The organism is Pleomorphomonas koreensis DSM 23070 (assembly GCF_000425185.1).
GTDB lineage: Bacteria > Pseudomonadota > Alphaproteobacteria > Rhizobiales > Pleomorphomonadaceae > Pleomorphomonas > Pleomorphomonas koreensis.
In genome coordinates, this window is sequence record NZ_AULH01000007.1 from 37399 (window position 1) to 50610 (window position 13212).

12 protein-coding genes are annotated in these 13212 nt (G+C 67.9%); 2 read left to right on the forward strand and 10 right to left on the reverse strand.

Annotation, left to right across the window (positions count from 1 at the left end; genetic code table 11):
- Nucleotides 1–59: 59 nt before the first annotated feature.
- Nucleotides 60–1868, forward strand: a complete 1809-nt coding sequence (gene ftsZ, locus H512_RS0105350; RefSeq protein WP_026782594.1) for a cell division protein FtsZ — start codon at nucleotides 60–62, stop codon at nucleotides 1866–1868.
- A 74-nt stretch (nucleotides 1869–1942) separates the two neighbouring features.
- Here ftsZ and H512_RS0105355 read toward each other — a convergent pair whose 3' ends face one another.
- The 3 genes from H512_RS0105355 to H512_RS0105365 all read right to left on the reverse strand — a co-directional run bounded on the left by H512_RS0105355 (nucleotide 1943) and on the right by H512_RS0105365 (nucleotide 5500).
- Nucleotides 1943–2893 carry an ABC transporter substrate-binding protein gene (locus H512_RS0105355; RefSeq protein ID WP_026782595.1) on the reverse strand — a complete coding sequence of 317 codons (951 nt, stop codon included), beginning with the start codon at nucleotides 2891–2893 and terminating at the stop codon, nucleotides 1943–1945.
- 91 nt (nucleotides 2894–2984) lie between these two features.
- On the reverse strand, nucleotides 2985–3983 hold the full coding sequence (locus H512_RS0105360; protein WP_053239587.1) for an ABC transporter permease: 999 nt from the start codon (nucleotides 3981–3983) through the stop codon (nucleotides 2985–2987).
- Nucleotides 3980–5500, reverse strand: coding sequence for a sugar ABC transporter ATP-binding protein (locus tag H512_RS0105365; protein WP_026782597.1), 1521 nt, complete (start codon nucleotides 5498–5500; stop codon nucleotides 3980–3982). Before H512_RS0105365 ends, H512_RS0105360 begins: the two co-directional genes overlap by 4 nt.
- Before the next feature lie 440 nt (nucleotides 5501–5940).
- On the opposite strand from H512_RS0105365, the gene H512_RS0105370 reads away from it, so the two are divergent.
- A complete protein-coding gene (locus H512_RS0105370) occupies nucleotides 5941–6942 on the forward strand; it encodes a LacI family DNA-binding transcriptional regulator (RefSeq protein WP_026782598.1) in 1002 nt (333 codons plus the stop codon).
- Nucleotides 6943–7045: 103 nt separating this feature from the next.
- On the opposite strand, the gene H512_RS0105375 is transcribed toward H512_RS0105370, so the two are convergent.
- From H512_RS0105375 to lpxC, 7 genes are all read right to left on the reverse strand, one after another.
- On the reverse strand, nucleotides 7046–7345 hold the full coding sequence (locus tag H512_RS0105375; protein ID WP_026782599.1) for an AzlD family protein: 300 nt from the start codon (nucleotides 7343–7345) through the stop codon (nucleotides 7046–7048).
- Nucleotides 7342–8058: an AzlC family ABC transporter permease gene (locus H512_RS22625; RefSeq protein WP_053239588.1), complete on the reverse strand. Its 717-nt coding sequence runs from the start codon at nucleotides 8056–8058 to the stop codon at nucleotides 7342–7344. The genes H512_RS0105375 and H512_RS22625 overlap by 4 nt, the downstream gene beginning before the upstream one ends.
- Nucleotides 8059–8185: 127 nt before the next feature.
- Nucleotides 8186–8809 carry a bifunctional nicotinamidase/pyrazinamidase gene (gene pncA / locus H512_RS0105385; RefSeq protein WP_026782600.1) on the reverse strand — a complete coding sequence of 208 codons (624 nt, stop codon included), beginning with the start codon at nucleotides 8807–8809 and terminating at the stop codon, nucleotides 8186–8188.
- Between the two features lie 33 nt (nucleotides 8810–8842).
- On the reverse strand, nucleotides 8843–9367 hold the full coding sequence (locus tag H512_RS22630) for a GNAT family N-acetyltransferase (RefSeq protein ID WP_084798316.1): 525 nt from the start codon (nucleotides 9365–9367) through the stop codon (nucleotides 8843–8845).
- A gap of 32 nt (nucleotides 9368–9399) precedes the next feature.
- Nucleotides 9400–11064, reverse strand: a complete 1665-nt coding sequence (recN, locus tag H512_RS0105395; protein WP_026782601.1) for a DNA repair protein RecN — start codon at nucleotides 11062–11064, stop codon at nucleotides 9400–9402.
- Between the two features lie 9 nt (nucleotides 11065–11073).
- Nucleotides 11074–11901: an outer membrane protein assembly factor BamD gene (locus H512_RS0105400; protein ID WP_036790197.1), complete on the reverse strand. Its 828-nt coding sequence runs from the start codon at nucleotides 11899–11901 to the stop codon at nucleotides 11074–11076.
- A 216-nt stretch (nucleotides 11902–12117) separates the two neighbouring features.
- Nucleotides 12118–13047 (reverse strand): UDP-3-O-acyl-N-acetylglucosamine deacetylase, encoded by a 930-nt coding sequence (gene lpxC / locus H512_RS0105405; RefSeq protein ID WP_026782603.1) that lies wholly within the window; start codon nucleotides 13045–13047, stop codon nucleotides 12118–12120.
- Nucleotides 13048–13212 lie beyond the last annotated feature (165 nt).

The window sequence follows — 13212 nt, forward strand, 5'->3', positions numbered from 1 at the left end:
GCTGATCTGAGGACAGAGGACGTATCGGCGAGAGCCGCTTGCAGAATGACGAGGCAACCATGACGATTAACCTTAAGATGCCCGACCTCACGGAGCTCAAGCCGAGGATCACCGTCTTCGGCGTCGGCGGCGCCGGCGGCAACGCCGTCAACAACATGATCCAGTCCGGCCTGCAGGGCGTCGAGTTCGTCGTGGCGAACACGGATGCGCAGGCTCTGGCGTCCTCGCGGGCCGAGCGCATCATCCAGATGGGCGTGGCGGTCACCGAGGGCCTCGGCGCCGGCTCGCAGCCGGAAGTCGGCCGCGCCGCCGCCGAGGAAGTGATCGACGAGATCAACGACCATCTCGCCGGCAGCCACATGGTGTTCATCACCTGCGGCATGGGCGGTGGCACCGGCACCGGCGCGGCGCCGGTGATCGCCCGCGCCGCCCGCGAGCACGGTATCCTCACCGTCGGCGTCACCACCAAGCCGTTCCAGTTCGAGGGCGCCCGGCGGATGAAGATCGCCGACGCCGGCATCAAGGAATTGCAGGCGTCGGTCGACACGCTGATCTGCATCCCCAACCAGAACCTGTTCCGCATCGCCAACGAGCGGACCACCTTCGCCGACGCCTTCGCCATGGCCGACCAGGTGCTCTACTCGGGCGTCGCCTGCATCACCGACCTGATGGTCAAGGAGGGCCTGATCAACCTCGACTTCGCCGACGTCCGCTCGATCATGCGCGGCATGGGCAAGGCGATGATGGGCACCGGCGAGGCCTCCGGCGAGAAGCGCGCCATCCAGGCGGCCGAGGCGGCGATCGCCAATCCGCTCCTCGACGAGGTGTCGATGCAGGGCGCCCAGGGCCTCCTGATCTCGATCACCGGCGGCAAGGATCTCACCCTGTTCGAGGTGGACGAGGCGGCGACCCGCATCCGCGAGGAAGTCGATCAGGAAGCCAACATCATCCTCGGCGCCACCTTCGACGACACGATGGAAGGCATGATCCGCGTCTCCGTGGTGGCCACCGGCATCGAGCCCGAGCTGGTCCGCCAGGAAGCCGTGGTGCGCAATTCCAGCGCCGACGCCATTGGCCGTGCCGCTCCCCGGCCGGTTCAGGTGACCACCTCGGCGGCCGCTGTGGCGGCACAGGAGGTGCGGCAGCCTTTTAACCAGCCGGCCGTGCGCCCGGCGGTGATCCGCGAGGCCATGCCGGCCGCGTCGATCGCCCCGGCGCCCGCGCCGGTTCCGAACTACGCCCAGGCCGCCGCCGCAGCCGCGCAGGTCTCCTCCGTCGAGGCCATCGAGGCGGCGCTGTCGCTGCCGGAGGCGGCCTACGAGCCGGAACCGATGCGCGCCGTGACGCCGCAGGATCCGCGGGTGTCGATCGAACCCTACGAGCCGGCGATGACCCACTACGAGGAGCCGGTTGCCCAGCCGCAGCCGTCGCGCGCCGCCGAGCCGGCGCCGGTGCATCAGCCCTACGTGCCGCCGGTCGCCGAGCGTCCGTCGGCCGCCGTGCAGAGGAGCCGCGTGCCGTCGATCGAGGAGTTCCCGCCGATCGCCCAGCGGCAGGCCGCCTCGGTGCAGGTGCACCCGGAAGACCACGAGGGCGAGCGGCGTCCGCTCGGCCTCTTGCGCCGTCTCGCCACGGTCGGCCTCGGCCGGCGCGAGGACGAGGCGCAGCCCGAGGCGCCGCGCGCCGCCCAGCCGCAGCCGGCCGTGCGGCCGTCGGCGGCCAGCGAGTTCGTCAAGCAGCGTCCGGCCGCTCCGGCGCCGCAGGGCGCCGCCGGTCGCCTCGACCCGCAGGGCCGGCTGGCGCCGCAGCCGGCGCCGCGCGCCGCCGACGACGACATGGAGATCCCGGCCTTCCTGCGCCGCAAGTGATCCTGGTCCTCAACTGAAACCAACAGGCCCGCGAAGGCGACTTCGCGGGCCTGCTGCTTTTCATGCGGATGCGCTCAGTCGTAGAGAACGGCGGAGATTTCCGGCGTGTCCATGTTGGACTTGTCGTAATAGTAGAAGCCGGTGTCGATGGTCTTGGGCACGGCCTCGCCCTTGACCGCGGCGACGGCCGCCTTGACGGTCTCGTAGCCGATGCCGATCGGGTTCTGGGTGATCGCCCCGGCCATGATGCCGTCGCGGATCGCCTGCTTCTGGGCGGCGCCGGAATCGTAACCGATGATGACGACGTCGGTACGCCCGGATTCACGGACGCCGTTGACGACGCCGATGGCCGACCCTTCGTTGGCGCCGAAGATCCCCTTCAGATCGGGATTGGCCTGCAGGATCGACTTGGTGATTTCGGTCGACTGCAACTGGTCGCCGGCGCCGTACTGGATCGAGACGATCTCGATGTCCGGATAGGCTTCCTTGATCCGGTTGACGAAGCCGTCGCGGCGATCGATGCCGGTGCGGGACGTCTGGTCGTGCACGACCACCGCCACCTTGCCCTTGTTGCCGATCAGCCCGGCCATCTTGTCGGCGGCGAGCGCCGCGGCGGCGAGGTTGTTGGTGGAGGCGGTGGCCAGCGGGATATCGCTGTCGACGCCGGAGTCGAAGGCGATCACCGGAATCTTGGCGTCCTGCGCCTGCTTGAGCAGCGGGATGGCCGCCTGGCTGTCGAGCGCCGCGAAGCCCAGGGCGGCCGGGTGCTTGGCGAGCGCGGCGGCGAGCATGTCGATCTGCTTGTCGACCATGGTCTCGTTGTCAGGCCCCTCGAAGGTGACGTTGACGCCCAACTCGGCCGCCGCCTTGTCGGCGCCGGCCTTGACCGCCTGCCAGAACTGGTGCTGGAAGCCCTTGGAGATGAGCGGGATGTACAATTTGTCCTGGGCCTGGGCGAAGCCCGCAGAGGTGGCGAGAATGGCCGTGGCGCCGATGGCGCCGAGCACGTGACGTCTGGTGAACATGTTTTCCTCCTGATGTTGTTCGTATGGACAGCCGAACTGCGGAGTATTCTCCTACTCTCTTGTCGTTGCGCCCCTCCTCGGGCGAAGGTCGTCAATTGCCGCGGCGGCGCATCATGTCGGCGTAGACGGCGACGATGATGATCGACCCGGTGAGCACCGTCTGCCACTCCTGGGCGACCGACAGGATGCGCAGGCCGTTGAGCAGCACCGACATGATCAGCGCGCCGATGATGGTGCCGAGGATGGTGCCGCGGCCGCCCGACAGCGACGTGCCGCCGATAACCACGGCAGCGATGGCGTCGAGTTCGTAGCCTTGGCCGAGCGCCGGCTGGGCGGAATTGAGCCGCGAGGCAATCAACAGGCCGGCGATGCCGCAGATGGCGCCGGTCAGCGCGTAGATCGCCATCTTCCAGCCGTCGGTGTTGACGCCGGACAGGCGTACGGCTTCCTCATTGGAACCCAGCGCGAAGCAGTAGCGGCCGAGCACCGTGCGGCTCAGGACGTAGGACACCGCTCCGGCCACCAGAAACAGGATGAGCACACCGTTGGGGATCGGCAGCCCCGGCACGACGGCGCCGATCAGCGAACCGGTGGAAATGGTCGGAAAGCTCGGCGTGCCGTTGAAGTAGATCGGCTTGGTGCCGGAGATGACCAGTGACAGCCCCTTGAGGATCAGCATCATGCCGAGCGTGGCGATGAAGGGCGGAATCCGCATCTTGGCGACCAGCGTGCCGGAAATCAGGCCGCAGACCGCGCCGGCGGCGATGGCCGCCACGATGCCGAACGGCAGCGGCAGCCCCCAATAGGTGAGAACCACGCCGGCGATCACCGCGCAGAAGGTCATCAGCGTTCCCACCGAGAGATCGATGCCGCCGGTGATGATGACCAGCGTCGCGCCGATCGCCAGCACGCCGTTGACGCTGGTCGCCTGCAGGATGGCGATGATGTTGGATGTCTGCAGGAAATTGGGCGAGGCCAGGCTGAAGACGACGATCAGCGCCACCAGGCTCGCGAAGGCCAGGAGCTTCTGGTAGGCGCCCGATGATTTCAGTCCCGCGTCCCATCCGGGTTTGATCGCGTTGACGCTCATGCTGCGTGTTCCTTCGAGGTCGTGTCGCGCTGAGTGGCAAGGTGCATGATATCTTCCTGGCTGGTCGCTGCGCCGCCGGGCAGGATGCCGGTCAGGCGGCCTTCGCACATCACTGCGATGCGGTGGGAGACGCGGAGGATTTCCGGCAGCTCGGAGCTGATGACGATCAGCGCCTTGCCCTGTTCGGCGAGCGAGGCCAGCAGGCGGTAGATCTCCGCCTTGGCGCCGACGTCGATGCCGCGGGTCGGTTCGTCGAAGATCAGCACGTCGCAGTCGCGCAGCAGCCACTTGGCGACGACCACCTTCTGCTGGTTGCCGCCCGACAGGAGACGCACCTCCTGACGGTCGGACGGCGTGCGGATCGCCAGCGAGGCGACGTATTTCCGGGCGGCGACGGCCAGCCCCTTCTCATCGATCCGGCCAAGGCCGTCGGAGTAGCGCTTCAGCGTCGCCATGCCGATGTTGGCACGCACGTCCATGCCGAGCGCCAGGCCGAAATTCTTCCGGTCCTCGGACAGGTAGCCGATCCCGGCGTGCACGGCCTCCCGTGGCGAGCGGATATTGCGCGGCTGGCCATCGACGATGATCTCGCCGCTGTCGCGCGGATCGGCGCCGAAGATGGCGCGCGCCACTTCGGTGCGGCCGGCGCCCATCAGGCCGGCAAAGCCGAGGATCTCGCCCCGCCGCAGGGTGAAGCTGACGTTCCTGATGGCGCGGCCGCGCGACAGATTGCGAACCTCCAGCGCCGTCGGCGCATGCGTGAGGTCGGGAACCCTGACGGCCTCGTCGGTCAGCGCCCGCCCCACCATCATCGAGATGATGGTCGACACCGGCGTCTCGGCGGCGCCGACGGTGCCGACGAACTCGCCGTCGCGCATGACGGTCACCCGGTCGGCGATGCGCTTCAGCTCGTCCATCTTGTGCGAGATGTAGACGATGCCCACGCCCTCGGACTTGAGCACGCGGATGATGGCGAACAGCTCGGCAATTTCCGAGTCGGTCAGCGCGGCGGTCGGCTCGTCCATGATCAGGATGCGCGACCGGTTGGAAAGCGCCTTGGCGATTTCGATCATCTGCTGGCGGGCAATGGTCAGCCCGGACACCAGAGTGCGCGGATCGATGTTCATGTGGATCGAGGCCAGCGCCGCCGCCGCCCGCCGGTTCAGCTCGCCTTCGTCGAGGCGGCCGAACGACTTGCGCGGCTCGCGGCCGATCATGATGTTCTGGGCTACGGTCAGGTCTTTCATCAGGGACAGTTCCTGATGGATGATGCCGATGCCGAGCGCCTGGGCGGCGCGCGGCCCGGCGACGGTAACCTCCTCGCCGGCGACCTCGATCTTGCCGGCATCGGGCTGATAGATGCCGGCCAGCACCTTCATCAGCGTCGACTTGCCGGCACCGTTTTCTCCCATCAGGGCATGCACTTCCCCCGGCTGAAGCTCGAATCGGGCGTCCCGCAGCGCGTGAACGCCGGGAAAGTGCTTGTCGATGCCCGTCATCCGGACCAGGTAGCTCATCCCGCCTTCCCCTATCGATCAGGTCTCGGCCGCAAATATCCGGCCAGGTCTTTCGTGGGGGAGGGGGCTTGCCGCGGTGCCCGGCCAGGCGAAGCTGACGCGGCAGACCGCATGGAATAGCTGATCACCGGAACGGCGCAAGCAACCGCATGCCGACCAATGCCGACCGGACTGCTCGCCGCAACCCAGGGGACAAGTATGGCGCTCATGATGTCGGCGGCCTCCCTTCCGCCTCGTCACAACGTCCTGAATGCTAGTCTAAACGTTTAGAAGGAGCCACCATCCTTTGTGATAAGTCAGCCTTCCGTACCGGTCGTTTGCTCAATTTTGTTGCATTATTGAGCGGAAAAAGCCAAACTCAAGCTAGAAAAAGGTATGAAACGTTTAGAGAAATGGCTTCGATACCAACCAGGACCAATGGGAAGTCAAGGGCGCCGACCATGCTCGACGTAGCAAGGGCCGCGCAGGTGTCGGTCGCCACCGTCTCGGCGCTGATCAATGGTACCACCAGGGTCAGTCCCGCGCTGACGCAGCGCATCGAAGCGGCCATTTCCGCCATCGGGTACGAGCGCAACGCCATCGCGCGCAGCCTGAAGCTCGGCGCCACCAAAACGATCGGGCTTTTGGTGACCGACATCCGCAATCCGTTCTTCGCCGACATCGTGGCGACCATCCAGTATGCCCTCAACCGGGTCGGCTACGCCGTCATGGTGTGCAGCAGCGATGAAGACACCGCGTTGCAGGACATGCAGATCAAGCTGCTGCTCGATCGCGCCGTTGACGGCCTGATCATCGCGCCGGCCGGCGAGGATGTCATGCTGAAGGATTTCCTGGCCTCGGTGCGCCGGCCGATGGTGATCATCGACCGCACGTGCGAGGGGCTGGACGCCGATACCGTTACGCTTGACAACCGCAAGGCCGTGCTGGACGCGACGAGCTACCTCGTCGGCCTGGGGCATCGCCGCATCGGCTATATCGCGGGCCCGCTGATCACCTCGACCGGCCGCGATCGCCTGTCCGGTTACCGCGACGCTCTGACGGAAGCAGGGGTTCCCTATGTCGAGGAGCTGGTTCAAGGCGGCGATTCCCGCGAGGCGGGCGGCTACCGCGCCGCGATGCAGCTTCTCACCCAGCGGGACCGGCCGAGCGCCATCTTCTCGGCCAACAACCTGATGACCATTGGCACCATGCGGGCCATCCGCGACGCCGGCCTTTCCTGCCCCGACGACATATCGGTCGCCTGCTTCGACGACTTCCCCTGGGCCGACGTGTTCCGCCCGCACCTGACCACGATTGCCCAGCCGGTGCAGGCCATCGGCGAATATGCTGCCAACCTGCTGCTCGACCGCCTGTTCGGCCAGGCCGACGAGGCGCCGCGCCGGCTGGTCGTCCAGGGCCGGCTGATCGTCCGCGAATCCTGCCGGGCGCTGGCAAGGCCGTGACCCCGGATCGCCCAGCGCCCTGACGGAGGCAGTGGGACGATCCGGGCTTTCGTTGTCGCATCACATGTCCCGGAACCGGGATGCCACCAACCGGTCCGGCGCCTCAGCCGAAAGCCAGCCGCAGCAGGGCGACGAGGCCGACGCCCACCACCACCACGCCGATCAGCGGCAGGCGGAAGGCGAGGAGCAGCGTCGCGAGGCCGGCGACGGCCTCGATCGGCCCGGACAGGACGATCGGCGCGACGACGGCCACCAGCACGGCGGGCGGCAGCGCGTCGAGCGCGACGCGCACCGGGCCGGACTTCGGCAGCCGGTCGGCGATCAGGAAGCCGGCGATGCGCGTGAGATAGGTGACGATGCCCATCGCCAGGATGGCGGCGAGATTGACGGGATCGATGGTCACGGCGTCGCCTCCTCGGCAGCGGCCGGCGTGGCGCGGGGCGCCGCGAGCACGGCGGCGACGATGCCGGCCAGCGCGCCGGCGATGACGTACCAGGCGCCGGGCACGGTGGCGTGGACGATGACGGCGACGGTGGCGCTGGCCGCCAGCACCGGGCCGGTACGGCGGGCGCCCTTCCAGAAGCCGAGCGCCAGGGCGATGAAGATGGCCGGGAAGGCGAAGTCGAGCCCCAGCGCCTCCGGGTGTTCGAGGTGGGCGCCCAGCAGGGTGCCCAGCACCGAGGCGACCTGCCAGAAGCCGAACAGCGTCAGCGCCACGGTGAAATAGAAGGCGCGGCTGATCGGCTGGTCGATGGCGCGGCGCTCGCTGAGCGCCCAGGCCTCGTCGGTGAGCAGGAAGGCGGCCAGCGGCCGGAGGCGGCCGAAATGGGCGATCTTGCCCGACAGCGAGGCGCCCATCAGCACATGGCGGAGATTGACCAGCAGCGCCATCAGCGCCAGCGCGGCGATCGGCGCCGGCTGGCTCCACAGGCCGACGGCGATCAGCTGCGACGAGCCGGCGAAGACGATCGACGACATGGCCAGCATCTCGGCGGGGGAGAGGCCCTTGGCCGTCGCCTGCTGGCCGAGGATGAGCGCGAAGGGCACGACGGCGACAACGGGCGGAAAGACGGCGATCAGCCCGGCGCGGACGTCGGCAAGGGGCGAGGTTGTCATGGTTCAGCCTTCCTTTAGGTCATTAATACTGACCTTTATAGGTCAGTGTTTATGACCTAATTTGCGGACGCTGTCCACCCGAAAAGCGCAATATCCGCCAATTTCGCCGGAACAGACCGCAATAATCCTAAAGGATGCGGTCGCCGGTGGTGCGCGTCACGCCGGCGGCGGCGAGATCGGCCCAGGCGCGCTTCAGCGAACCGCGCAGGTCGATGGCGCGGCAGGCGTCCTCGATTACCGCGACGCGGAAGCCGGCGTCGGCGGCGTCGAGGGCGGTCCAGGCGACGCAATAGTCGGTGGCGAGGCCGACGACGTGTACCTCCTCGACGCCACGCTCGCGAAGGTAGCCGGCGAGGCCGGTCAGCGTCGTGCGGTCGGCTTCGCGGAAGGCGGAGTAGCTGTCGACGCCGGCGTGCCAGCCCTTGCGGATGATCAGTTGGGCCGGGGTGACGCGGAGGTCCGGATGCAGCTCGGCGCCGGGCGTGCCCTGCACGCAATGGTCTGGCCACAGCACCTGCGTGCCGTAGGGCATCTCGGTGGTGTCGAAGGGCTCGCGGTCGTGATGGGCGGAGGCGAAGGAAGCGTGCCCCTTGGGGTGCCAGTCCTGGGTGACCACCACCTGCTCGTAGCGGGGCACCAGCGCATTGATCACCGGCACCACCTCGGCGCCGCCGCCGACCGCCAGCGGGCCACCGGGGCAGAAGTCGTTCTGGACGTCGACGACGATGAGGGCGGTGGCGGACGAGGGCATGGCGGGACTCCGAGCGGGATGTTCGGAGCGGATTTATGGCATCCGCCCGAGGAGGCGGCAAGCGCCGGACACGACCTTGGCGAGCGCGTCTGGTCCTTGCAGGGACTTCTTCATGGGCTGGCCGGACAGCTTTCCCCAGAATTCGGGCTGGCCGGCATCCTCATACCCGGCCGCCAGGTAGAAGGCATGGGCGGTGCGGGTGCTGGTCAGCCTGCTTTGGGCGCATCCCAGGTCGCGAAGACAGGCTTCGAGCGACGCGAGGATTGCCTTGCTGACGCCTTTGAAGCGGGCCTCCGGCGCCACATAGTTCAGGGTGATCACGCCGCCGCGGGAAGCTCCTCCGACACCGAGAATGACACCGCCCTGTTCGGCCACCACGATGCGCCCGTCCGGGGCCTCGATCCACGACCGCACATGGCCCGGCGTCTTGTTGCCGAGCCACTGGCCGAGCGCTTTCTCGTCCCCGCCATGATCGAGGGCGCACAGTTCCCGGATGGACCGTCTGGGAACCGAGGCGGCCGCTTCGGCATCCGTGACATCGGCGGAGCGGATCAGCATCCGGCTTGCTCCTTCCGAAACGCCGTTGGTGCTCAATGCCCCTTCAGCAGACGCTCGGCGGCGGCGCGGGCTTCCTCGGTGATGCGGCTGCCGGCCAGCATGCGGGCGATCTCCTCGCGGCGGTGTCCGGCGGGCAGTTGCGCCACCGAGGTGGCGACGCGGGCGCCGTCGTCGACGCTGTCCTTGGCGATCAGGAAATGATGATCGGCGCGGGCGGCCACCTGCGGCGCATGGGTGACGGAGAGCACCTGCACCTTGCGGGAAAGCCGGGCGAGGCGGGTGCCGATCGCCTCGGCCACGGCGCCGCCGACGCCGGTGTCGATCTCGTCGAAAACAAGAGTCGAGGCCGAGCCCTTGTCGGCCAGCGACACCTTGAGCGCCAGCAGGAAGCGGCTGAGTTCGCCGCCCGAGGCCACCTTCATCATCGGCCCCGGCCGGGTGCCGGGGTTGGTCTGCACCCAGAATTCCAGCGTGTCGATGCCGTCGGCGGTACGCGTCTCCGGATCGGCCAGCTGGTTGACGATGAAACGGGCGCGCTCGAGCTTAAGGGCCGGCAGTTCGGCACCGACGGCGTCTTCAAGCTGGCGGGCCGCCTTCTCGCGCGCCGCCGACAGCTTCAGGGCCAGCCGGTCGTAATCGTTTCGCGCCGTTGCGGCCGCGCCGGCCAGCGCGTGGAGCCGGTCCTCGCCGGCGTCGAGGTCGGCGAGGTCGGTGGCCATGCGGGCGGAAAGCGCTCCCAGCTCGTCGGGCGGCACCGAGTATTTGCGGGCGGCGGCGCGGATGGCGAACAGCCGCTCCTCGGTGCGTTCCAGTTCGGCCGGGTCGAAGTCGGCGGCGCGCAGCGCCGCTTCGAAGACGGTGCGGGCGTCTTCCAGCGCGTCGAGCGCCGTGGAGATCGATTGCAGGGCCGGGCCGGCCAGCACCGCCACCTCGCCCTTGCGTTCGAGGCGGCGCATCAGGCCGGACAGCTCCGGCACCGGCGATCCCGAGCCGTTGAGATAGTCGTGGGCCTCGCGCAGGTCGACGGCCACCTTCTCGGCGCGCATCATCGCCTGCCGGCGCTCGGCGAGCGCCGTCTCCTCGCCCGGCTCGGGAGCGAGCTTCTGCAACTCCTCGACGGAGGCGCGCAGGTAGTCGCCCTCGCGGCGGGCGTCGGCGATGCGGCGTTCGAGGTCGGCCAGCGCCTTCTCGGCGTCGCGCCAGGCACGGTGGGCAACTGCAACCGCCTTCACCTCGGCTTCGAGGCCGCCGAAGGCGTCGATCAGGCCGCGATGGATGGCCGGATCGACCAGCGCCCGGTCATCGTGCTGGCCGTGAATCTCGACCAGCGCCGCGCCGAGCTGGCGCAGCAGGTTGGCGGATACCGCCTGGTCGTTGACGAAGGCGCGGGTACGGCCGTCGGCGGTCTGGACGCGGCGGACGATCAGCTCGCCATCGTCGTCGATGGCGTTGTCGGCGAGCAGCCGCCGCGCCGGGTGGCCGGCCGGCAGATCGAAGACGGCGGTGATCTGGCCCTGGTCGGCGCCGTGCCGGACGAGACCGGCGTCGCCGCGCCCGCCGAGGGCGAGCGACAGCGCGTCGAGCAGGATGGACTTGCCGGCGCCGGTCTCGCCGGTCAGCACGGTCAGACCGTCGGAGAAGGCGATCTCAAGCCGCTCGATCAGCACGATGTCGCGGATTGCGAGCGTCTGAAGCATGGCTTTCCGTCAGAGCAGGGCGGCCTTGAATGCCTTGGAGATCCAGGACTGGCTGTTTTCGCGCGGCTCGAGGCCGTTGGTGTTGAGGAGCTTATAGGCATCCTTGTACCAGCGGCTGTCAGGATAGTTGTGGCCGAGCACGGCAGCGGCGGTCTGCGCCTCGTCGACGATGCCCATGGCGTAGTAGGCTTCGGTCAGGCGTTCCAGCGCTTCCTCGATGTGGCGCGTCGTCTGGTACTCCTGCACCACCGTCTTGAAGCGGTTGATGGCGCCGATGTACTGGCGACGGGCCAGATAGTAGCGGCCGACTTCCATCTCCTTGCCGGCCAGCTGGTCGCGGGCGATGTCGAGGCGCTTGCGGCCCTCGGCGGCATACTGGCTGTCGGGGTAACGGTCGACCAGCTCCTGCATGGCCTGCATGGCCTGCTGCGTCGCCTTCTGGTCGCGGGTGATGTCCGGCATCTGGTTGAAATAGGACTGGGCGATCATCCACTGGGCATAGGCGGCGTCTTCCGAGCCGGGATAGAGCGCCAGGTAGCGCTTGGCCTGGGTGATGGCCTCGGTGAAGTTGCCGCGCGTGTAGTTGGTGTAGGTGGTCATGATGAGGGACTTGCGGGCCCACTCCGAATAGGGGTGCTGCTCGTCGACCTCGGCAAATTTCTTGGTGGCGTTCTTGTAGTCGCCCTGCTGCAGATAGGCGATGCCGGCGTTGTAGGACTGCTCCGCCGGGATTTCGACGAAGGGCTCCAGCGGCTCCTTGGACGAACAGCCGCCAAGGGCGACGGCGCCTCCGAGGAGAGCGAGCAAGGCGGCCACACGAACGAAACTCTGCCTCATGAAAACCCCATCACCGAACGCGGGCCTTTGGCGGCCGCCCATCCATCACGCCGTGTCCACCTGCGGCTCCGCCCGGCGCCGGGCGCACAGCCCAACGCCCCGGCGCGAGTCAGCCCACCCCGGACAACAGGAAGCTCTTTTATCGCAAAGCCGTCGCGGATGCTACGTGCCCGTGATGTTCGGCCACATTATGGCGGCGGAGCGGCGGGCCGGCGATCAGTCGCGCGAGGGCGCCAATGCCGCCGCCTGGAGGATGCCGCCGGCCTGTTCGCGGACGGACAGCGGGTCATGGACGATCTCGAAGGCGGACGCGTCGGCGACCAGCGCCTTGACGGCCATCCAGTTGAGCTTGTGGCCGCCCTTGTAGGAGCGGAAGTGGCCGATGAACGGCATGCCGATCAGCGAGAGATCGCCGACCGCGTCGAGCGTCTTGTGGCGGACGAACTCGTCGGTCCAGCGCAGGCCCTCGGGGTTGAGGATGCGGCCGTCGCCGATCGCCACCGAATTCTCCAGCGACGAGCCGAGCGCGAAGCCCATCTTCCACAGCTTCTCGACGTCGGCCATGAAGCCGAAGGTACGGGCGCGGGCGATGTCACGGGCGAAGGCGGCCGGGTTCAGGTCGAGCATGTAGGACTGGCGACCGATCAGCGGGTTGGAGAAGTCGATGGTGACGTCGTAGCGGGTGCCGTCGTGCGGCAGGAACTCCAGCACGGCGTCGCCGACCTCGAGCCGCACCGTCTTGACGACGCGCAGGAGCTTGCGCGGGGCGGCAAGACGGCGCAGGCCGGCCTCCGTGAGCAGGTCGAAGAAGATGGCCGAGCAGCCGTCGGCGATCGGCATTTCCGGACCATCGATCTCGACGACGACATTGTCGACGCCGAAGGCGGCGAGCGCCGCCATCAGATGCTCGATGGTGGCGACGGTGCGGCCGCCAATGCCGATCATCGTGCAGAGTTCGGTGGCCACGACATGGTCGTGGCGGGCGGCGATCTCCACCTCCTCGCCGTCGGTGCGCACGAAGACGATGCCCCGGTCGGCCTCGGCGGGATGCAGGACGATGGTCGCCGGCTTGCCCGAATGGACGCCGATGCCGGAAAACCGGACGCTTTCGCCGAGAGTGGTCTGCTTGCCGTAGGACGTGCGCATCAAAAACTTCCGAAAGAGCCGGCGGCGCCTGCTGCCGCCGGGCTGACATGCCGATCCGGCACATTTTCATAAAGCACGAGGCGAGCGTCCCAGGAAAGTCACTCTTTCTTACCGAGTGTTACGTCGGCGAGCGTCCATTTTCTCCTTGTTGCTCAAAGGGATATC